This is a genomic window from Paenibacillus sp. BGI2013 (assembly GCF_002843485.1).
Taxonomy (GTDB): domain Bacteria; phylum Bacillota; class Bacilli; order Paenibacillales; family Paenibacillaceae; genus Paenibacillus; species Paenibacillus amylolyticus.
Genome location: NZ_PJFA01000007.1, coordinates 143732 through 165841 on the forward strand (window position 1 = coordinate 143732; position 22110 = coordinate 165841).

At 47.5% G+C, this 22110-nt stretch carries 21 protein-coding genes; 15 read left to right on the forward strand and 6 right to left on the reverse strand.

Annotation, left to right across the window (positions count from 1 at the left end; translation table 11 throughout):
- Positions 1–142 precede the first annotated feature (142 nt).
- Together CXK86_RS18640 and CXK86_RS18645 are read left to right on the forward strand one after the other, a co-directional pair.
- Positions 143–1462 (forward strand): TrkH family potassium uptake protein, encoded by a 1320-nt coding sequence (locus CXK86_RS18640; RefSeq protein ID WP_076253330.1) that lies wholly within the window; start codon positions 143–145, stop codon positions 1460–1462.
- Positions 1463–1516: 54 nt separating this feature from the next.
- Positions 1517–2188, forward strand: coding sequence for a potassium channel family protein (locus CXK86_RS18645; RefSeq protein WP_017692455.1), 672 nt, complete (start codon positions 1517–1519; stop codon positions 2186–2188).
- 54 nt (positions 2189–2242) lie between these two features.
- Here the strand turns inward: CXK86_RS18645 and CXK86_RS18650 are convergent, their stop codons facing one another.
- On the reverse strand, positions 2243–3172 hold the full coding sequence (locus tag CXK86_RS18650; protein ID WP_036673385.1) for a LysR family transcriptional regulator: 930 nt from the start codon (positions 3170–3172) through the stop codon (positions 2243–2245).
- Positions 3173–3467: 295 nt separating this feature from the next.
- Here CXK86_RS18650 and CXK86_RS18655 point away from each other — a divergent pair, with 295 nt between their 5' ends.
- From CXK86_RS18655 to CXK86_RS18685, 7 genes are all read left to right on the forward strand, one after another.
- Positions 3468–4136, forward strand: a complete 669-nt coding sequence (locus CXK86_RS18655; protein ID WP_036605792.1) for a succinate dehydrogenase cytochrome b558 subunit — start codon at positions 3468–3470, stop codon at positions 4134–4136.
- 43 nt (positions 4137–4179) lie between these two features.
- Entirely contained in the window at positions 4180–5922 is a 1743-nt protein-coding gene (sdhA, locus tag CXK86_RS18660; protein WP_036605793.1) for a succinate dehydrogenase flavoprotein subunit, read from the forward strand.
- A 61-nt stretch (positions 5923–5983) separates the two neighbouring features.
- Positions 5984–6217, forward strand: coding sequence for a hypothetical protein (locus CXK86_RS18665; RefSeq protein ID WP_076253250.1), 234 nt, complete (start codon positions 5984–5986; stop codon positions 6215–6217).
- 247 nt (positions 6218–6464) lie between these two features.
- Positions 6465–7229: a succinate dehydrogenase iron-sulfur subunit gene (gene sdhB / locus CXK86_RS18670; RefSeq protein WP_036605794.1), complete on the forward strand. Its 765-nt coding sequence runs from the start codon at positions 6465–6467 to the stop codon at positions 7227–7229.
- A gap of 175 nt (positions 7230–7404) precedes the next feature.
- Positions 7405–8379: a metallophosphoesterase gene (locus CXK86_RS18675; protein WP_101314226.1), complete on the forward strand. Its 975-nt coding sequence runs from the start codon at positions 7405–7407 to the stop codon at positions 8377–8379.
- Between the two features lie 57 nt (positions 8380–8436).
- Positions 8437–9168, forward strand: a complete 732-nt coding sequence (locus tag CXK86_RS18680; protein ID WP_036605796.1) for a metallophosphoesterase family protein — start codon at positions 8437–8439, stop codon at positions 9166–9168.
- A 168-nt stretch (positions 9169–9336) separates the two neighbouring features.
- The gene (locus CXK86_RS18685; RefSeq protein WP_101314227.1) at positions 9337–9969 is read left to right on the forward strand and encodes a GNAT family N-acetyltransferase; all 633 of its coding nucleotides are present in this window, start codon (positions 9337–9339) and stop codon (positions 9967–9969) included.
- Between the two features lie 472 nt (positions 9970–10441).
- On the opposite strand, the gene CXK86_RS18690 is transcribed toward CXK86_RS18685, so the two are convergent.
- Both CXK86_RS18690 and CXK86_RS18695 read right to left on the reverse strand, forming a co-directional pair.
- A complete protein-coding gene (locus tag CXK86_RS18690; protein WP_101314228.1) occupies positions 10442–11251 on the reverse strand; it encodes a histidinol-phosphatase in 810 nt (269 codons plus the stop codon).
- A gap of 30 nt (positions 11252–11281) precedes the next feature.
- Positions 11282–12184 (reverse strand): LysR family transcriptional regulator, encoded by a 903-nt coding sequence (locus tag CXK86_RS18695; protein ID WP_036605798.1) that lies wholly within the window; start codon positions 12182–12184, stop codon positions 11282–11284.
- A 457-nt stretch (positions 12185–12641) separates the two neighbouring features.
- Between CXK86_RS18695 and CXK86_RS18700 the strand changes: the two genes are divergently transcribed.
- The 5 genes from CXK86_RS18700 to CXK86_RS18720 all read left to right on the forward strand — a co-directional run bounded on the left by CXK86_RS18700 (position 12642) and on the right by CXK86_RS18720 (position 17738).
- Positions 12642–13100, forward strand: a complete 459-nt coding sequence (locus tag CXK86_RS18700) for a chemotaxis protein CheX (protein WP_036605799.1) — start codon at positions 12642–12644, stop codon at positions 13098–13100.
- A 56-nt stretch (positions 13101–13156) separates the two neighbouring features.
- Complete coding sequence (locus tag CXK86_RS18705; RefSeq protein ID WP_036605800.1) at positions 13157–13930, forward strand: SDR family NAD(P)-dependent oxidoreductase; 774 nt, start codon at positions 13157–13159, stop codon at positions 13928–13930.
- A 434-nt stretch (positions 13931–14364) separates the two neighbouring features.
- Complete coding sequence (locus CXK86_RS18710; RefSeq protein ID WP_047841268.1) at positions 14365–15738, forward strand: DEAD/DEAH box helicase; 1374 nt, start codon at positions 14365–14367, stop codon at positions 15736–15738.
- Between the two features lie 27 nt (positions 15739–15765).
- Positions 15766–16518, forward strand: a complete 753-nt coding sequence (locus CXK86_RS18715; protein WP_036605802.1) for an ABC transporter ATP-binding protein — start codon at positions 15766–15768, stop codon at positions 16516–16518.
- Between the two features lie 2 nt (positions 16519–16520).
- On the forward strand, positions 16521–17738 hold the full coding sequence (locus CXK86_RS18720; RefSeq protein ID WP_101314229.1) for an ABC transporter permease: 1218 nt from the start codon (positions 16521–16523) through the stop codon (positions 17736–17738).
- A 169-nt stretch (positions 17739–17907) separates the two neighbouring features.
- Here the strand turns inward: CXK86_RS18720 and CXK86_RS32440 are convergent, their stop codons facing one another.
- The 3 genes from CXK86_RS32440 to CXK86_RS18730 all read right to left on the reverse strand — a co-directional run bounded on the left by CXK86_RS32440 (position 17908) and on the right by CXK86_RS18730 (position 20348).
- Positions 17908–18036, reverse strand: coding sequence for a hypothetical protein (locus tag CXK86_RS32440; protein WP_017692471.1), 129 nt, complete (start codon positions 18034–18036; stop codon positions 17908–17910).
- A 217-nt stretch (positions 18037–18253) separates the two neighbouring features.
- Positions 18254–19552, reverse strand: coding sequence for an aminotransferase class I/II-fold pyridoxal phosphate-dependent enzyme (locus CXK86_RS18725; protein ID WP_101314230.1), 1299 nt, complete (start codon positions 19550–19552; stop codon positions 18254–18256).
- Between the two features lie 178 nt (positions 19553–19730).
- Positions 19731–20348 carry a pyridoxamine 5'-phosphate oxidase family protein gene (locus tag CXK86_RS18730; protein ID WP_101314231.1) on the reverse strand — a complete coding sequence of 206 codons (618 nt, stop codon included), beginning with the start codon at positions 20346–20348 and terminating at the stop codon, positions 19731–19733.
- A gap of 155 nt (positions 20349–20503) precedes the next feature.
- Between CXK86_RS18730 and pdxR the strand changes: the two genes are divergently transcribed.
- Entirely contained in the window at positions 20504–21961 is a 1458-nt protein-coding gene (gene pdxR / locus CXK86_RS18735; RefSeq protein WP_101314232.1) for a MocR-like pyridoxine biosynthesis transcription factor PdxR, read from the forward strand.
- Positions 21962–22110: the final 149 nt, after the last annotated feature.

Sequence of the window (22110 nt, forward strand, 5' to 3'; positions counted from 1 at the left end):
ATTATATATGTCGTTTTAATCTGAATCATACTTGTTTAACGTTTGGCAACAGCATTTCAAATGAAGAACGCTCCACGGGTGTGGAGTTATTTTCATTTTAGAAGAGGTGGAAGATACTCAAGTGAAACTGAATGTGCAATGGATGCGATTATCGCCACCCCGTATTCTTGTGTTAGGGTTTGCTGGCATCATATTGGTAGGCACAATGTTGTTAATGCTTCCGGCATCCAACCGTAACGGAGACAGTCTTGCATTTATTGATGCGCTCTTTACAGCAACTTCGGCTGTTTGTGTCACTGGTTTGGTTGTGGTGGATACAGGGACTCATTTCTCGGTGCTGGGTCAGGTTGTAATCGCGATTCTGATTCAGATTGGCGGACTGGGCTTCATGACAATGTCCACATTGGTTGCCATTGCGTTCAAACGGCGGATTTCGCTTAGAGAACGGTTGATTCTACAGGAAGCGATGAATCAGAGCACGATGGAGGGCATCGTCCGGCTGATCCGTAAAGTTGTGATCTACTCACTCATTATCGAAGGCATATGTGGCACACTGTTTGCCATTCGCTGGTCGTTCGACATGCCGATTGGACAGGCGATCTATTATGGCTATTGGCATGCGATCTCCATGTTCAACAATGCGGGCTTTGATATGTTTGGGGATTTCCGCAGTCTGACCGGTTATGTGTATGACCCGTTGGTTAATTTTACAGCAATGTTCCTGATTGTCTCTGGCGGTATCGGTTTTGTGGTGTTGTCAGACCTGGTGGATTACCGCAAAACGCGGAAGCTGTCTCTGCACTCCAAAGTTGTACTGTTAATGACTGGATTGTTAATTGTGTTTGGTGCACTTGTCATTTTCGTATTTGAATTTAGCAATCCACGGACACTGGGTGGCCTGAACTGGGGTGGCAAAATTCTCGGTTCATTCTTCCAGTCCGTTACGCCGCGAACAGCAGGAGCCAATACGGTAGATATTGCCGGACTCAGGCAGGCAACACAGTTCTTTATGATCATTCTGATGTTCATTGGTGCTTCGCCAGGTTCTACCGGAGGCGGGATCAAAACAACGACATTTATGATTATGGCGGGAGCGGTCATCGCCATGATGCGTGGGCGTGAAGATATCGTGTTTTTCCGCTACCGGCTCGTACAGGAACGGATTTTCAAGGCGCTTACCATTACATTGCTGGCACTCTTGTTCATCATAGCTGTAACGATGGCATTAAGTACCACAGAAGACGCCAGTTTTATGATGATCTTATTTGAAACGACATCGGCCTTTGGTACCGTTGGATTATCGCTTGGACTGACGCTGAAACTGACTACATTGGGCAAACTCCTGATCTGTTTTACGATGTTTGCAGGAAGGCTTGGACCGATCACATTAGCGTATGCACTTGGGCAGAAAAAGGGTAAAGAGTTATACAGGTATCCGGAAGGCAAAATGATTATTGGATAAATCTATTTTTAGTGAGTTTTGAAATTGATTTGGATAAGGGGTTCGTGAAGAACAATGAAAACACAGCAGTTTGCGGTGATTGGGCTTGGGCGATTTGGCTCCAGTCTGGCACAGGAATTAATGGAACTCGGCTACGAGGTGCTCGGGATCGATAAAAATGAAGAAGTCGTCGAAGACATTAGTGAATTGGTCACCCATGCCGTTGTAGCCGATGCCACAGATGAGGAAGTGCTACGCTCCCTGGGTATTCGAAATTTTGACTGCTGTATCGTTGCTATCGGGGATGATATTCAGACGAGCATTCTCACCGCGATTCTGTTAAAAGAGCTGGGCGTCAAGACGGTTGTGGCCAAGGCCATATCCGTCCTTCACGGACGCGCATTGGATAAACTGGGGATTGATCGTGTCGTTTATCCTGAGCGGGATATGGGCATTCGGGTTGCCCACCAGCTGGTTACCCCGAACTTGCTGGATTACATTGAATTATCCAATGATTACAGTATTGTCGAGATGAAGGTTCCCGCCTGTCTGCACAACAAAACCCTTTCCACCCTTAATGCACGCGTACGTTTTGGTTGCAGTATTGTGGCGTTACAGAAAGAAGCTGGGGTCATTATCGCTCCGACGGCACTGGATTCGCTTCAGATGGGGGATATCATGGTCATTATTGGTAATAATGCAGATATCGACCGATTTGAAGAAGAGGTTATCAGCCAAGAGAGCTGATAATTATCATGAGTTAAATATGGAAGCCAGGCGTTAGAGCCTGGCTGATTCAGATCAAGGCAAAGGCGTCGTAGCCCTCCGTGAGGGCAATGGCGCCTTTGCTGTAAAGAGTGCAGCCGTCTCCTTGACCCATTGTCTGGAGGTCTCGCTGAGGTCCTCTTTTTCCCCATAGATCATACAAGTTGTTCTGCGGGTCTGCTGTAATTGAGGCAAATGAACAGAAACAAGATCATTGTCCGCGAGCAATTGTGGACGAAGATATGACTTGGGCAATAGAGCAGCAGCTTTGGCGGAAGGCAGAAGTCGGATGATCGCTTCGAAGGAATCAATCTCCATGCGAATATCCGGCATCACGGCACAGCGCTGGAAGAGATCGTCCGTTAATTTGCGGTACCAGGTGCCTTTGGAGAACGTGATCATCGGCAGATCTTGCAAATGTTCCATCCCGGCTTCCTTACCGGACAAGGGGTGTGTAAGCGGCACAACCAGTTCCAGGTGATCGTCAAAGAGCGGCACACAGTTAAGCCCCACTTCGCTGATGGAGGAGGCGACAATGCCCACATCGGCTTTTTTGTCACGCACAAACGACACAATCTCATGTGTTTTACCCGTCAACAGTTTCAGTTCGGCATTTGGATGTTTCTCCATAAAGGCATTGACGAGAGGTGGTAACGTAGTTTGAAGCGTCGTCAGACTGGCTCCGAGTGTAATGGTGCTCTGTTCTTCGTCTTTATACTGGGCCAGCATAGTGAGGAACTTCTGTTGTTGCTGCTTCTGTTCTACAGCATAGGTATAGGTGAACTGGCCCACACTGGTTAACTCCAGCCGTTTGCCACGGCGGTGGAACAGGGCAACCCCGAGTTCATCCTCCAATTTGGCAATTTTGCGTGAGAGTGCGGGTTGGGACAAGTTCAGTAACTTGGATGCACGGTTGAGGCTGGACTGCTCCACGACCGCTGCAAATGCATTTAACTCCTCAAACATGAACAATAACCTCTTTTCCATGAATGTGATTCTTGCCCTTGCTCAATCGTTTTCCATGTTGTATAGCCTGTAAACCCAATGTTTCACTGCTTATACCTATAGGTTATAACATTTAATAATTATATTGCAATTCCCTTATAAGAAAAAAAGGAGTAACATGAACCGTGACACAAGTTGTTCACACCTGGGGAAAACGGAACAATTTGTCGAACCTTTTCATGGAAAAGGATTCGTGTCATGATAAGTGAAATCATTTATGAAAACGTTGTATTTAGCGAAAGGGGATCGACATTTTATGAAAGGGTTTTACTCCAGAAAGCTGCACTCCTTGCTTGGCGTCATTCCGCTCAGTTTGTTTTTTGTTGAGCATTTGGTGACGAACTTCACGGCAGTTGAAGGCGGCAAAGAAGCTTTTTACGGTGCCGTTGCATTTCTGAACGGTTTGCCTCTTGTTATTGTAATTGAGGCATTACTTATCTGGTTGCCGTTGTTCTATCACGGTGTTTATGGTCTTTACATTGCCTATCAGGCCAAGCCTAACGTTGGGCGTTACGGTAATGAGCGCAACTGGCGCTACACGTTACAGAGGGTAAGCGGTATTATTACGTTTGTATTCGTCATCTGGCACGTATGGGAGACGCGAGTACAGATTGCGCTGGGTAATGTATCCCATGAAGAGATTGGCGGCGTCATACATGATGCGGTGACGAATCCGATAACCTTTGCGATATATATGATCAGTGTGGTTGCGGCGTCATATCACTTTGCCAATGGTCTGTGGTCGTTCCTTGTTAGCTGGGGAATTACGGTTGGTCCGCGTGCGCAACGTGTATCCTCTTACGTATGTATGAGCTTGTTCGCTATTGTTTCCATCATGTTTATTGCTTCACTATTTGCTTTCCGGAGCATTGATTTCCAAACAGCTACTTCGATGATTGACGCAGTAAAAACAGTTCTAATTTAAGCATTTAGCGTATAAATGCTGACTTATAAGGGAGTGAACAGCAATGGCATCAACGAATGTAATTATTGTGGGCGGCGGTCTCGCGGGATTGATGGCGGCGATCAAATCGGCTGAAGCCGGAGTCCATGTTCATTTATTTTCACTGGTTCCTGTTAAACGATCCCACTCTGTATGCGCACAAGGCGGCATTAACGGAGCGGTAAATACCAAGGGTGAGGGTGACTCCCCATGGGTACACTTTGATGATACGGTATACGGCGGTGACTTCCTTGCGAACCAACCTCCTGTTAAAGCGATGTGCGAAGCAGCACCTGGCATCATTCACTTGATGGACCGTATGGGCGTAATGTTCAACCGGACACCGGAAGGTTTGCTTGATTTCCGTCGTTTCGGGGGAACGAAGCATCACCGTACGGCATTTGCCGGAGCGACAACAGGACAACAATTGCTCTATGCATTAGACGAGCAGGTACGTCGCTGGGAAGCAGCGGGTCTTGTTACGAAATATGAGAACTGGGAGTTCCTGCAGGCGGTTTTGGATGATGAAGGCGTATGTCGCGGGATCGTGGCTCAGGATCTGAAAACGATGAAGGTACAGACCTTCCCAGCTGAAGCGGTTATTCTGGCGAGTGGTGGTCCGGGGATCATCTTCGGTAAAACGACCAACTCTGTAATTAACACAGGTACAGCAGCAAGTGCGGTGTATCAGCAAGGTGTAAATTACGCCAACGGGGAGTTCATTCAGATTCACCCAACAGCCATTCCAGGGGATGACAAGCTGCGTCTCATGTCTGAATCCGCGCGTGGTGAAGGTGGACGGATCTGGACGTACAAAGACGGAAAACCTTGGTACTTCCTTGAAGAAAAATATCCATCCTACGGTAACCTGGTTCCACGTGATATCGCGACTCGTGAAATCTTCAGCGTCTGCGTTGATATGGGTCTGGGTGTGAACGGCGAGAACATGGTTTATCTCGATCTGTCGCACAAAGATCCGAAGGAACTGGATGTTAAACTGGGCGGAATCATTGAGATCTATGAGAAGTTCATGGGTGATGACCCGCGTAAAATCCCAATGAAAATCTTCCCGGCAGTCCATTATTCCATGGGCGGCATGTGGGTAGATTACAACCAAATGACTAACATTCCGGGACTGTTCGCAGCTGGTGAATGTGAATATCAATACCATGGTGCGAACCGTCTGGGTGCAAACTCATTGGTATCTGCGATCTATGGTGGTATGGTGGCTGGACCAAAAGCGGCTGAATATATCAAAGGACTCAAAAAATCGTCCGCTGATATCCCATCTTCCGTATTTGAGAAACACACCAAACAACAAAGCGACAAATACGAAGGCATCTTGAAAATGCAGGGCACGGAAAATGCCTATGTCATTCATAAAGAGCTTGGCGAGTGGATGACAGCCAACATGACGGTTGTGCGCTACAACGACAAGCTTGAAGCCACGATTGGCAAGATCAAGGAATTGAAAGAGCGTTATGGCAAAATCAATATGTATGACAGCTCTGGTTGGAATAACCCGAGCGCAGCATTCACTCGCCAACTGTGGAACATGATTGAACTGGCAGAAGCAATGACTCTCGGTGCTCTACTCCGTAACGAAAGCCGCGGCGCGCATTACAAACCGGATTTCACGGAACGTAATGATGAAGAGTTCCTGAAAACGACCATCGCAAGCTGGTCGAAGGAAGGCCCGAAAATCTCGTACGAGCCAGTAGACGTATCCTTGATCCCACCACGTATCCGGGATTACTCCAAGGATTAAATATCACGGATTTATTTATAAAGTTAAATATTAAGCACCTGAACGGAGAGGCAGGACAACTTTGGAGAAGCAGAGCTTCTTCAAAGTTACTGCCATCAAAGTGAGGGAAATACCCAGAAGAAGCAAGCGCCTAGCGATGCTTCAGAACTTTAATACTGCCATCCACAATGAATTGGAGAGCAGTTTCCAGCAAAGTGACCAACGTGCACAACATAGCGAAGGAAACAACAATACCCAGAAGAAGCAAAGCGCCTTAGCGATGCTTCAGAACTTCAATACTGCCCATCCAGCATGAATGGAGTGCAGTTTCCAGCAAAGTGACCCTGCGTGCACGACGTAGCGGAGGAAGCGGAAATGCCCAGAAGAAGCGAAGCGCTCGCCTTTATCACCGGATTTTAACCCTGGGAAGGGTTGATCAAAAAAATCCGGGGATAACAGCGATCAGAGGGGCATTCCGCTGACGAAGCGTCTCCCGTGCACCAAACCAGTAACTTTGCGTATCAGCAACACCAATCATCGTCACCAGAGGAGGGGACTACGATATGGCGGAACAAGCTACAGCCAACAAAACCGTCAAGTTTATCATCACCCGTCAGGATAGCCCGGAGTCATCTTCGTACAACGAAGAATTTGAGCTTCCGTACCGTCCCAACATGAATGTGATCAGCGCCCTGATGGAGATTCAGCGGAACCCCGTCAATACAGATGGCAAATCCATTGCACCCGTTTGCTGGGATTCCAACTGTCTCGAAGAAGTCTGCGGTGCCTGCTCCATGGTCATCAACGGCAAGCCACGTCAAGCATGTGCAGCCCTGATCGACAAGCTCGAACAGCCCGTTCGTATCGAACCGATGAAGACATTCCCAGTGGTTCGTGACTTGGTCATCGACCGTAGCCGGATGTTTAGCGCCCTGAAACGCGTAAAAGCATGGATTCCGATCGATGGTACCTATGACCTCGGTCCAGGTCCACGGATGCCTGAGAAGAAGCGTCAGTGGGCATATGAGCTGTCCAAATGCATGACATGTGGTGTATGTCTGGAAGCATGTCCGAACGTCAATGAGAAAACAGACTTTATCGGTCCAGCAGCACTGTCCCAAGTGCGCCTGTTCAACGCTCACCCAACAGGGGAGATGAACGCCGACGATCGTCTGGAAGCGTTGATGGAAGACGGAGGCATTGAGGGCTGTGGTAACTCACAGAACTGTGTGCAATCCTGTCCAAAAGGTATTCCACTGACAACCTCCATTGCCGAAATGAACAAACAAACGACCAAGCATATGTTCAAACGCTGGTTGGGTGTATAATCTCGTCATAACATGTGCAGAAGTGTAATCTGCAACTTAGAAGAAGTCGTGATCCCGTGCAGAAACATGCCGGAGATCCCGGCTTCTTTTTGTAATGAAGCAGAGGAACCGGGCTACCCATGCAGAATATGATATACTAAGGGGATGGATTAAGAGCGTAGAAGGAGGGGGAGATATGGCAGAGACACCGCGTCAGGGCAGCAACAACTCGCCGTCCCAGCGCTCGCACAAAGCATCAGGTGCAGAAGAGTCTGTGTTTCCTGGGGAAGAAAAGGATCATGATCCCTCTCGCCGAAGTTTCTTATTGCGCATGGTTTTGATGACAGCGGGTGCCAGTTTGCTTACAGGAGGTTATGCCTGGCTATGGGAACCGCGTCGTCTGGAGATCAAGCAAGTGGCGCTGAAACTTCCGAAGTTTCCAAAGGCATTTGACGGTTTGCGTGTCGTTCAGTTCAGCGATGCCCATCTTGGTTTTCATACCGGGGTGAAAGAGCTGAAGAAGCTGGCAGCAACGATTGAGGAGCAGCAACCGGACTTGATTTGTTTTACCGGAGACATAGTCGAGAGGGAAGCAGAGCCGATGCGTGAATGTATTCCGGTACTCGCCTCCATGCAAGCGAAGTATGGCAAATTTGCTGTTTTGGGGAATCATGATTATCGGGGCGGACAGCAGAATGAAGTGACAACCATGTTCCGTGAAGCGGGATTCACTTTGTTACGGAACGAACATGTGGTGATTGAACAAGGGGGCGAACGTCTGGCCATAGCTGGTCTGGATGACGCACTTACAGGCAGGCCTGATCCTGTCCAAGCCATCAAGGGTTTGGATCATGATGTGTGGAAATTGTTACTTATGCATGAACCGGATTATGCGGACATTGCCACTCCCTATGGTTTCGGATTACAACTTTCCGGTCATAGCCATGGTGGACAGGTACGTTTTCCCTGGATCGGGGCACTGACAACTCCGCGAGGTTCACACAAGTATGTTCAAGGGTTGTATTACACGGATGTCCAGGGGGTATATTACACCACCCAGACACAGATGCCGGTGTATGTGAATCGTGGTTTTGGCATGACTCAACTGCCCATTCGTTTTCTGTGCAGACCAGAATTAACGGTTTTTGAGCTTAAAGGATCAACCACATAAAAGAATATAAGATGAATTTAAAACATAAAGGATTGAACATGAATGGAGGTTATCCAGATGGAAAGAATTGCGATTGTATCCGACATTCATGGCAACATGACTGCCTGGGAAGCAGTGTTAAAAGATATCCGAAGTCGTGGCGTGGAGCGAATCTTTTGTCTTGGTGACCTCGTGGGCAAGGGGCCAGAACCGGTACAGGTTGTGGATCAGGTGAGAGCGACGTGCGAACTTGTTATCCGTGGCAATTGGGATGAACTGGTTGCGGTTAACCAAGACAACGAGAACTTTACGTGGCAAGCAGAGCGGCTGGGTGAGGAACGATTGGCGTACTTGGCAGGCCTACCCTTCAGTCATCAATTTCAACTGAGCGGTCGCACCATCCGTCTGGTCCATGCTTCACCTCAAAGTGTATACCATCGTGTACAGCCGTGGGACGCGATGGAAAAGAGGTTGGCAATGTTTGATCCTCCGGCTGATGAGCCTGAGCAAGGTGTTGCAGATGTTGTAGGTTATGGGGATGTGCATAACGCATACTTGCAGTATATGAACGGCAAGTTACTGTTTAATGCAGGGAGTGTTGGTAATCCACTCGATCTTCCCCAAGCTTCCTACTGTATTCTGGAGGGTGAAGACAGCAACGATAACAATACCCCGTTCAATGTTCAATTCGTGCGGGTGCCTTATGATATTGAGCGAGAAGTACAGGTTGCACAGTCGGCGAATGTTCCTGCATTGGATTTCTATATTCGTGAGATTCGTACGGGTATCTATCGCGGGCTGCAGGAGTAGTCAGCATCTGGACCTTTTAGCGTGATGAATTGAATGATGCAATATATTAATACTAAAATGCGAATACTAAAGTTCGTGGATCAGTTCAAATGGTATTACGCCGGATCATCATCAGAGCATGCTTGTCTTACCGGACTAGAGCCCGTTTAGGCAAAAGGAGCGATTGTCATGCTTACCCGAAAAATGCTGGTTCAAGGTCTGCCGGCTTTGTGGACAGAGCGTCTTGTCCTGCGATCATTACGTCAAAGTGATTACAGCACATTATCGGAACTCTTTTCCGATCCTCAAGTCATAAGATATGTGAATAGGGGAAGCCAGCCCACGCCAATCAGGGCGAGACGCTTATTGAACCAGATACGGAGCAGCAGCGCCAAGCTGGATTCGTTACATTATGGGATCTGCTGGAGAGGCAAGGAACAGGTGATTGGGATCACCTCATTCCAACACTGGAATGATCAGAATGGTACCGCACAGATTGGTTACATCCTGAACAGGTCCTGTTGGGGCAGGGGTGTGGCTACCGAGGCGGTACAGCGGCTGTTGCAGTTTGGATTTGACGATCTTCATCTGGGGAGGGTGGAAGCACGTTGTTATGAGGCCAATGTATCTTCACAACGGGTGCTAAGCAAAATAGGGATGTCCTATGAGCGGAGTCTTCCCTCGTTCGGACTGAATGATGAGGATGACGAGGAATCAGAATCCCTGATGGATGTTAAAGTTTACAGTATGTACCGGGAACAATACGTCAGACCGCTTCAGGAAAAAGACCTGCAAACTCTGGTATCTGACAAGCCGAAATGACATAGAGTAAGAGTAGTCAAACGTGAATGAATCGAACTTCAATCATTTGTTACACAATTGAAATATAGCTGCAATTGAACTCTAACAGACAGGGGGTAAACTTATCTCATGACCCCCTTTTTGATAATAGATAATGCTGTTGGGACCCGCGCGAGCGGGTTCATTTTTTTTGTCCATATAAGTTAACTGTGGAATATTTACACTGGCCACTCCGATGACAGAATAACTTTCCGATCGCTGTTATACCCGGATTTTTTTGATTCCTATATTTTAGAAGGGGAAATCCGGGGATAGCGTATGCTTCCGATGCAGCTTTCTTTCAGAAGCTTTTAGGCGACCGCTTCGCTTCTTCACGTTATTTCTGTCCTCTCCGTTATCGTGTGAAATATAATTATATTTCCTTATATAGGGCAATAAAAGGCCCCCACGGCGTGAACAAGCGCGCTGTGGGGGCCTTTGTGTTTGCTATATTTTACAGTGATACAACCTGCATCTGTTTCTGCTTGAAGTATACCCAGTCGGTGAATCCGATCTCCTTGAGACGTGTACGAACGTCATCCAGCTCGTCTGCAACCCGCTGTGGTTTATGAGCGTCCGATCCAAATGTCACCTTCACTCCATAGTGATGGGCGCGTTCCAGAATGGCATCCGAGGGATACCAGCCACCGCTGAGTTTGGTTTTGCCAGATGTGTTAATTTCGATCGCTACGTTGGATTCTGCAATGACCTGCAACGTTTCATCAATGGCCTGATCAGCGATAATTTCGGAGAAAGGTGGATAGTTTCCTTTCATCGCATCAATATGTCCAAGAATCTGGAACATACCGCTGCGAGCCGATTCCCGGATTAATGAATAATAGCTCTCTTTCACTTCAACTTTGCGAGCATTGCTTAGGCCATTCCACCGGGTTTTGTTGAAGATACTCACATCCTCGGTATGATGAACTGAACCAATAATATAGTCAAAAGGATACTGTCCCAGTGTGGTACGGTACAATTCTGCATGAACAGGGAAGTAGTCGGATTCAATGCCGAGCAGCACATCGATTTTACCAGCGTACTCTTCTTTCAGAGCAAGGACTTCTTCCACATAATGCTGCAATTCAGACTTGCCCATTGCGATCCGGGGAAATGCCTGCTCAAGCTCACTGCCAAAGTACGGCGTATGATCCGAGATACCGATCGCCTGAAGTCCTGCCTTAATACCTGCCTCTATATAATCGCGGATGTTGCCGTCTGCGTGACCACAACGAAAATGATGTGTATGAAGATCAAATTTCATATGGAATCCTTCCTTTCTCATGGCTCATTGTCATTCTGAACTGATGAATTGGGTTTCCGGCATACCTTTGAGGTCACTTATGAACTGCTGCATCGCTGAGTTAAGGTATCGACTGGACTTATAGATGACACCAACAGGGTGACTGACCTCCAACTCACTTAAGGGTATCATTCGCAATGTACCTTGACGCAACTCATGCGCAACAGATTGTTTGGAGATGACAGCTGCCCCGAGATCAATCTCGACCATCCGTTTCACTTCTTCGCTGCTCGACAACTCCATTACAATATTAGGTTCAATATTATGTTTCTTGAAGATAGTTTCCGTAAACCTTCGTCCTACGGTATCAGGGGACAGCAGAATCAATGGTGTACTCCGGAGCACATCCACTGCAGCATGTTTTTTCTTTGCCAGCGGATGGGAAGGAGATACCACGAGTTCAAATGTGTCATAGTAGAGCACAGATGTATTCAGGTTGGGATTACGCTCCGTGAGATAACCGATACCAATATCAACCAGACCATTTTCGACCTGGGTATAGATCTGTGATGAAGGAAGGGACTGGATACTGGTTTTGATCAGCGGGAATTGATCTTGGAAATAGGATAACACCCTTGGCAAGATCTGAATAGCAATGGAAGTTGTTGTGCCTAATACGATACGTCCCTGAGGCGTTTCATCAAGATCAGACAATTTTTGTTTCAACTCATCAACGATGTCGAGCATCCGTTCAGCGTGCTCCAGGAATACCTGTCCACGGTCTGTCAGGGTAACGGGTTGGTTACGATCCACAAGAACGGTGCTGAATTCGTCCTCCAGACTTTTGATCTGGGCCGAGACGGCAGGCTGGGTCAGGTTCAGAAGTTCTCCCGCTTTGCGGAAGCTCATCGTTTTGGAAATGGTAATCAGTGTCTCCAGTTGGCTTATGTTCATAGGTGACCTCCTTGCAGGCAAAATTTCTTGATTATGTAGTGTTTGGTGCGATGTAATCCCGTAACTGGTCATTGTTCCGTTATCTTAAATTATAGGTGATTCAGGACAGCAGAGCAATGAAGGTAATTATCAGGATCAAAAGTAGTTCAAGAGACTGTGAAAAAAACGCGAATACAAGAATTTGATTTTTTTTACAGTTGCGAGAAAGCAGTAATAAAGTCCTAAATGCCCTTTGCCACGCACGATGATCGAAATGCTTTCTTCAAAAGAAGTGAAAAGCGCTGTTTATTCGCTAGAATCAGCTATAAACATTTGCCCCACGGATGACGATAAATTATAGTACACATGGTTTAACGAATTCTTAATGAATTCTTGTACGTGATAAAGTATAATAAATTTAATGAATATGGGACTTTTGGTGTGTGACCAATAACCCAGTGCGAGGGGGACATAGACAGTGAAAGCGGAAGTGATTAATCCTTTCCTGGAATCGGCACGGAACGTATTCGAACAGCTCATCCAGGTTTCGCCTTCCACCGGGAGTCTTGGCGTGAAAAATGTAGAGTATATTGCAGACCATGTCTGGATCGTGATCGGAATGACCGGACAACTTAGCGGAAACATTGTATTTGGAATTAATGAACAAGTTGCATTGAAAATTGTATCTGCGATGATGGGTGGTTTTGTCATTACAGAAATGGATGAAATGAGCAAAAGTGCGATTTCTGAACTGGGGAATATGATCAGTGGTAACGCCAGCACGATCCTGTCAAACCAGGGTGTTGTGGTCGATATTACACCTCCACAAGTGATGAAGTCCGAACATCTGACTACATTTAGTGCAACGAAAGCACTGAGTATTCCTTTGCTGATGGACGGCATTGGTGAGATGGATATTCAGGTCATGATCTCGTAGAATAGAACCATACGCCTAAAAAGGCAATATGTGTTCAATACGGGAGGACATCACGGATGCTGAAAGATCAGGTAGTGTTTATCACAGGTGCATCGAGTGGTATCGGTGCGCTGTGTGCGCAGATGCTGATAGAAGAAGGAGCCATCCCAATTCTGGCTGCCCGTTCACGGGACAAGCTGGAAGAGATTGGTGCCTCGCTGAAAGGGCCGCATGAATTACTCACACTTGATGTTACGGATAGTGAGCAGGTTCAGGCAGCTGTGGATGCGATATTGCATAAATACGGACGAATCGACATTTTGCTGAACAATGCAGGTTACGGGAAATTCGCAGCGATGACAGAGATGTCTGTACAGGAATTCGATGAGATGATGGACGTTAATTACATGGGCATTGTCCGCTGCACCAAAGCAGTGCTTCCACAAATGCTGGAACGTGGCAAAGGTCAGATTGTGAACGTGGCCTCCATGGCTGGCAAAATCGGTACAGCCAAATCCGCTTCCTATACAGCTACGAAACATGCTGTCCTCGGATTTAGTAATGCGCTGCGTCAAGAGCTTCGCAAGACTGGCGTCCTGGTGACAACGATTAATCCGGGTCCGATTGATACACCATTTTTCCATCGGGCTGACCCTTCTGGCAATTATGTGAATAATGTACGCTGGATGATGTTGAAACCGGAAGACGTTGCGGGTCATATGATTCGGGCGATGAAAAAGCGCAAGGAAGAAGTGAATCTGCCAAGACTTGCTTCTGCTGGCATATGGCTGTACCAGCTATTTCCTCGTCTTGCAGATCGATTGTCGCACGGTGTAATGAATCAGAAGTAAATGTGATACGAGGCATCATATACGGAATGAAAGAAAGGCTCCGCCGAGGGGCTTTTCTTTTTTTTGGCGTGTATACATACAATTCTGGAATAAGATTTGGTACACGGGCTTTTTTCGCATATAATGAAAGGTAATGTGATGACAGGCTTCGGTAATATACAAGCAACTTATATGTTCAACTAAACTTTTACACAATAACGGAGAGGACAGAAATAACCTGAAGAAGCGAAGCTAAAAGCTTTCTGAAAGAAAGCTACATCGGAAGCATATGCTTCGCCTTTATCCCCGGATTTTTCCTTTTGAAAAAAAGGAATCAAAAAAATCTGGGGATAACAGTGATCGGAAGGTTGTTCTGTCCTCGTAGTGTCAGTGTAAATATTCATTAGTTGAACTTATATAACATCAAAATGAATAAATTAAAAGGATGGACATACATGACGAATCAAACATTTGCTTCAATTGGCGTGGAACAGGATCTGGAGGCCGTTTTGGCGAAACATGGCATTAACGAACCTTCACCTGTACAGGCTCAGACAATCCCGGTTATTTTGGAAGGCCGAGATGTCGTATCCAAATCCCAGACGGGAACAGGAAAAACGCTGGCATATCTGCTGCCACTGTTACAATCCATCAAAATGGATATCAAAGGTACGCAGAAACTCATTATTGCACCTACACAAGAGCTGGCGATGCAAATTGTACGTGAAGCGCAGCGTTATGCGGAAGAACGTAAGATTGGCGTATTGGGTCTAATTGGTGGCGCAGCGGCTAAACGTCAGATCGAGAAGCTGCGTGAGCATCCCCAATTGGTTGTGGGTACACCGGGACGACTGAAGGAATTGATTACACTCAAAAAACTGAAAATGCACAACGTTTCCACCATTGTCATTGATGAAGCGGACCAAGTGTTCCAACTTGGCGGCGTAAGTGACGTGAACTTTGTACTCAAGAGTGCATTGCGGGACCGCCAGCTGATCTTCCTGTCAGCAACCATTGATGAGCATACAGCTGGACTTGCAAAGCGTGAGATGAAAGAGCCTGTGCAGATCGGAATTGAACCGGATCGAGCTACGGCTGCGGGCCTTGAGCATTATTATTTTGTAGAAGAAAACCGTAACAAAATTGACATGCTGCGTCGTCTGGTTAGACAGTACAATCCGGATCGGGCAATCGTATTTGTGAATGCAACCGAAGATATTGGTGAAGTTGAAGCAAAAATGAATCATCTGGGCTTGTCCGCTGCTGCGCTGTATGGAGATGCTGACAAAGTGACCCGCAGTAACGTATTGTCTGCCTTCCGTAATGGCAAACTTCAGTTGCTGATTGCCAGCGAAGTGGCTGCCAGAGGACTGGATATCGAAGGTTTGCCAATGGTCATTAACTATGACCCTGCCTTTGACTCGGAGCACTATGTTCACCGTGCAGGTCGTACAGGCCGGATGGGACGCTCGGGTATCGTTTTGTCCATTGTGGATGAAACACAGATCTTTATTATGCGTAAATTCGCACGCGAACTCGGAATCGAACTGTCAGAACGTGTACTCTTTGGCGGTAAAGTACTGGAGGCTGACCCGCGTCCGGACACGCGGCCTGAGGGACATTCGTTCTCCAGAAAACCAGGACAATCCAGAGATCGCAAACCAGGTCAGGGCAATCGTAATGGGGGAACCAGAGCTACAATCTCCAATTCGCGTCCAGCAGGTAGCAAACCAACGGGTAATACTGGCCGCACGGAGCGCGACCAGGATCGTAAAAACAAAGGAGCACCCAAGTGGAGTAAAGATAAAACGCCACGCTCCGAAGAATAGAATCTGACGAAAGGGGTGCAGGGATAGATGGAAAACGTTCAATCGCCTGTTCTGCAAATCAGCGGGTTAAGCGGAGGTTATAGTGCCAAACGGCCGGTCCTTCACGGCATCGATCTGGAAGTTGGACGTGGAGAGATGGTCGGACTAATCGGCTTAAACGGTGCTGGCAAAAGCACAACCATGAAACACATCCTCGGCTTGATGACACCTCAACAGGGCGAAGTACGAGTGATGGGCAAGAAGCGGGACGAGGATGCGCAGATCTACCAATCGGCTATGGCATTTGTACCGGAATCACCCGAACTGTATGATGAGATGACAGTGATGGAGCACCTGGAGTTTACGGCAAGAGCGTACAATGTGTCGGAGGCTGATTTCAAACAACGTACGGAGAAACTGCTGGAACTGTTCCGTATGAATGAGAAAAGTACAAGTCTGTCGACTCACCTGTCCAAGGGGATGAGACAAAAGGTCATGATCATGTGTGCTTTTGTGGCAGGACCACCACTGTACATCATTGATGAGCCTTTCCTGGGACTGGACCCGCTGGGTATTCGCTCTTTGCTTGATTTTATGCTGGAGATGAAAGCTTCGGGATCATCCATCCTGCTCAGTTCACACATTCTGTCCACGATTGAAAATTACTGTGACCGTTTTATCGTTCTGCACCGTGGGCAGGTTATTGCTCAAGGGACGCTGAATGAACTGCGCTCCCAATTCGGGGAATCCGATGCCACGCTGGAGCACATGTTCTATTCCCTCGTACAAGGCAGGGATTGAGCATGGATCTCAAGCTGCTATGGAAGCAAAGACGCACAGGATTCTGGAACGGAATTCTTCCTTATCTGGGTTATGTGATCCAGAGCGGTGTAGCTATGGTCTTTTTATTTCTCGTCATTGCGTTCTCCGCCTGGTATACATCGTTTGTCCAGAACATTCCGGCGGAATTTCCGATTCGCTGGGTTGCATTGCTGCTGCTGGCACCGCTAGTGCTGTTTAGCAGTTATCGTACATATCTGCTTCCGGCAGATATTGTGTTCCTGCGACCACAGGAATACCGGATGCAGGAATATTTGAAGAACAGCTTTGCCCGGGGCATCATCTATAAAACTCTGGGCTTGCTGCTTGTATTTGTTACACTGTGGCCGCTCTATGTCAGAGCAGATCTGGATGCACGGCCATTTGGCTGGTTCATCGTATTCCTGTTGCTGTGGAAAGGGTTGTCCAGTTATGGAGCGTGGCAAGAGCTAAGAATGGTTCAGGTCGGGGCAGCAAGAGGATATCGTCTCTTGCGATGGGCTCTGGCAGTGCTGGCGGTTGGCGCATGGCTGTGGCAGCCACCGCAGCGCAGCGTCTGGTTCCTGCTGTTGCTGGCTGTTGTCTACATCGTCGCCTTGCGTATACCGGTGAAACATCGGGTAGCGTGGGAACGACTGATTCAGGTAGAGCAGGGTCAGGCTGGCAGGGTTATGCGGACGCTTGGCTGGTTTGTGGATGTACCTTCATCCGGACAGAAAGTAAGTTCGCGTCGCTGGCTTAGCAAATTGGGGAGTGGTCTTCCCTGGAATGCAGGGAAAGCTTACCGATATCTGATTACCAAAACGTTTATTCGAACCGAAGTGTTCTCAATCGTGTTACGCTTAATTGTACTGGGCATGTTACTATCCTGGTGGACAGCAGGCAGCTACTTTGGTGTCGGGGTGTATCTGTTCTTCCTGTTGCTTGCAGGTGTTCAGTTAGGTGCGCTGCGTCGCAGTCATAGTGAATCGTTCTGGATTATGATCTATCCAATCTCGGGTGAGAGTCGTCGTTCTCAGGTGTTAGGATTCATATTCCATCTGCACGCACTGGCTGCATTGCTCATGTGGCTGCCTATGCTGGCTGCCGGAGCAAGCGGACTGACTGTCACCGGAGTAGCGCTTATTTTGGGTATACTGGTGATTGTGATCATGCGGCGTTCGCAAGGTAACAAGTGGTTGAAGGAAGAAGAGGACGACTAAACGATCGGACACCTGACCAACTCGGATTATTACATTGGGCTCATCAGTGAGAGGTACAAAAGATAACAAAAGAAGGGTATGCCGGGCTGTGTCCCGGAATACCCTTCTTTGTGCTGTAATGGAATCATGCAATCAGATCACTTGGTTATCGCGTAAGTGTGTATTGGTACTAACAGAGGAACGATTTAGTGATAATCACGAGCAAGATGAACAGAACGAGAATGGCACCTGTGTTTGTAAATCCTCCGCCGTAACCGCCGCATCCATAACCGCCTCTTGTATCTTCAACTCCAGACATGGTCATTCCCCTTTCAAGTGGTTGTTTGGCACGCCCTTGCGTACATCGTATATTATGTGCCGTGGGGGTAGGCTGATTGGGCCGATGCCCGGTAAAGCCAGAAATTAAAGCTTTTGGGCTGATAAAACACAAAAGAACCCTTCGTATATTCAGTGACATGAAGCGTCGCCGTTATACAAAGGGTTCTTATAACATTCAGGGTACAGGTCTGTGTTAACTAAGTCGTCCGCAGATCCTGAACTCCACGATAGATGGTTTCATACAGATCTTCCAACCCGGATTCTTCAATACAGGAGAAGGCGATTCGAAGATCCGATTCACCCAGCGCGATTGTACCCACACCATATTTGTGCAGCAAATGGCTTCGAAGTTCTTCAGCGCCAACTTCTTTCAGCTTCAGGCACATGAAGTAACCGGAGTTGAACGGATAATAGTCCCATGCATCTCCATACTTGCCGCTATCGAGAATGGCTTTTACCTTATTGGCACGGCCTTTCATAATCTCGAACTTCTCCTGTTTCTGTGCTTCAAACTCCGGTGCTTTGAGCGCATCCAGTACAAAAGTCTGGGAAGGATGCGGGCCACTGGAGATCGTTGCCCGGATAATACCGAGTGTTTTTTGCTCCAATGCATGCAGAACGGCTGCATCTTCATGGGCATACGTAATGAATCCAACGCGGAAGCCCCATACAAACTCCTCCTTGGTTGCACCATCCACTTTTATGGTCAACACACGTGGATGAATGTTGGCAAGTTTGCCAAACAGGGATTCATGAATGGAATCTTCGAAGAACAGTCCAAAGTAGGCATCATCTGTTACAGCAACCACGTTAACGCCGGCTTCAGCTGCCTGAAGAATCGTGTTCACAATGGCATCTGCTTCTTCGGCTCCAGGCGTATAACCTGTAGGGTTATTCGGGAAGTTGAGCAGAACGATGGCTTTACCTTTGTCCTTTTGATCAAGCAAAGCCTGAAGCAGACCATCACTGTTGAAGTTCAACTGATCATCGAACAGGGGATAATGAACCAACTGGCCATGACGACGAATTCCGAAGGTCAGCTCGTAATTTTCCCAGTTTTTATCTGGATATATGACAGCGTCCCCTTCATCGGCGAACAGGTCGGCTACGATACTAAGTCCATGGGTTAATGCATTGGTTACAATCGGATTGCCAAACGTTTTGCCTTCCAGAGAAGGCGTTTCCTTCAGCATCTTGTCTCTCCAAACGGTCCGCAATTCAGGTTTGCCTGCAGGTGGAGCGTAAGGATACAGATCCTTTGGTTGGAATGCAGACAGCTTCTCCTGAATAACCTGAAGATGCATCGGCACACCACCCTCCAGGGCGATACCAATCGTGGCATTATGGGTCTTGGCCAAGCTTGCTGCTTCAGCAGATTGACTCAAAATCCCCTCTTTAGGAAAATAAATTTCTTTGCCAAGCTGTGACAGCATGGAGTAGACGTGACTGCTGCCTGTCTGAATACTTTCGTTCAACTGTTCAGCCAGTGGATTCATTCTTTTCATCCTTCCAAGTCTTTGTGATTCAACTGCCTAACATTATATCACCTTGACATGCCCCCGTCACGGAAATTACGCAATATGACAGTTATATCACTTTACCGCGTTGTTGCAGAGGGTTTTCGGGTGGGTTATCGTTGTATTCGACCTTGGAGTAATCCTCAAGAAATGAAACTTATTGCTGATGAAATGGACAGTATTTCCGCATCATTTCAGCAGTTTCGGCATCTCTTCCTTCATTGCGCTGTTCCAGTTCACCACTGATATGATCGAATCGTTCACTCGAGAGGTTTTGTCCAAATTTAAACTTGGCGCTGATCCGTTCAGGACTAATTCGGACTACGGCTACAGCTTTGAGGTTTCCTGTGTAACGCGAGTCAGTAGCGTCAATGGCTACATATCCGCCTTGCGGCTGGAGTTTCTCCATGAATCGTTGCAGTACCTTACCTTTGATGTCCAGATCTTTAACCGGTTCAGCCTGACCAAAGGCCATAACACTTTTGAAGAAAGAAGTCGCTGGACAAGCAAGCTCAGGATCACTGAAATAAGATGGAATCAGGGAGAACTCTTCAGCTACTGTGAAACTGACCAACGAATCCTGTTTGATCTGTTTCATCTTCTCGCCAGCCAGACTGCCGTGAAAATAAAAGCAACCGTCCATATATACGAAGTTCAGCGGTGTAACCCGTGGTTGTCCGTCCGGACTGACCGTTCCCAGAAACCCGAAGGAGCACTGATCCAGAAATGCGGTAATTTCCTGTTCTTCATCTACTGTGAATTCTTTCCGTCTCATGTGTATTCCCCCATCATTGAATGTATAATAGAACGCCATATCTTATGGATAACCATAGTTCATACATTGACAATGAAATAGATCCAATTTACATTCACTTTAGTAGGCCAATTAGTCAGGGATCACAGATGAAGACAAATGAAGAGAGGTGCATGATGGAATTGTGGCTGCCGATGGATACCTATGAACTTCAGCATCGATACAAGTATGAGGCATTGTACCATGCGTTACGTGATGCCATTCATGCAGGCACATTGGTGGGAGGCACGCGGCTTCCTTCCACCCGTGAGTTGGCAAAACAATATGAGATGTCACGTGGTTCGGTAGCTCAGGTATACGACATGCTGCTTGCGGATGGTTATGTCCATGCACATCGGGGAAGAGGTACATTTGTCACCGAAACATTATCCACTCAGGAAAATGAAAAACAGGAAGCCGTTCTCAAGTTGTCTCCCTGGGGCGAACGAGTACGGAGGTTGAATACACAACATGAAATCCTGCGGACTCAGATGTCTTCACCGAAGCCGTCCGTCATTAATTTTCAAATGCAGCGCATGCCTGCCGAACATTTCCCGTTAGGGGAGTGGAAGAGTGCACTCGCTGCGGTTCATCGTAGTGGTTGGCGAGAATCAAGCGGTGTAGCCGGTGATCCGGAGCTGCGTGAGGCCATCGCCTCCCATCTCAGATGGACACGTGGTATCCAGGCTGAACCATCTCAGATTGTATTGTTCAGTGGTTCAATGCAAGGCATCACCCTGCTATCTCAACTGCTGATTACGGAGAATACAGCAGTTGTATTGGAGAATCCGGGTTATCCAGGCATCGCCCATGCCGTCAAGTCCTGTGGTGGGCATATCATCTCGGCAGAGGTGGATACCGCAGGCATTATACCTCAGCCTTGGGAGGCACAGACGTTATTTGTCACCCCTACCCGGCAGTTTCCAACAGGGGCCGTGCTGGGATTGGACAGAAGACGTGCCTTGCTTGCTTGGGCCTCAAAGCGGAATGCGGTCATCATTGAAGATGATTATGACAGTGAATTCCGATGGGGTGGAAGACCAATTGAACCCCTCAAAGTGCTTGATCGTGAACAGCGCGTCATCTACGTTGGTTCATTCTCACAAACGATGGTGGCTTCGTTTCGACTTGGCTACGCCGTCCTGCCACCTGGTCTGGTAGAACCTCTGCTTGCCGCCAAGGCGTTGTATGAACCGGTACCTCCGGCACTGCTGGAGCAACGCGCACTGGCAAAGTTTATGACCAGAGGAGGTTACCTGAGACACTTACGGCGGTTAACCCGGTTATATGGGGAACGGCATGATTTTTTTGTCCGAGAGATGGAACTACAGTTGCCGGAAGCATTCAAGATGCAGCTTGGTGATGCAGGACTGCATATCTACGCTACCTGGAATGGGGATGTGGACAGTTATCAGCGATTTAAAAAGCTTGCTGAGGAGGATGGCGTATTGTTCCGTGATGCAGAGCGATATCGTTTGACTTCAGGTCATCCGGCGGCCTGTTTTGCTTTTGCACATCTGGAGAAAGAAGAGATGACAGAGGGAATCCGGCGAATGCGGCTAGCCTGGGAGAAGTGCACATTTTCGTTTCGGTGAATTCCGCTGTATAATGGGATAAGACATTTCGCTCCTTCCTGTAGGAGCAGAGATTATATATGAGCAAGTTGTATTTAATCATGCAAGATACTGAAATACATATGGCCTGGATTGAAGAAGTGAGATTCAGATCAGAATGATGCCATATG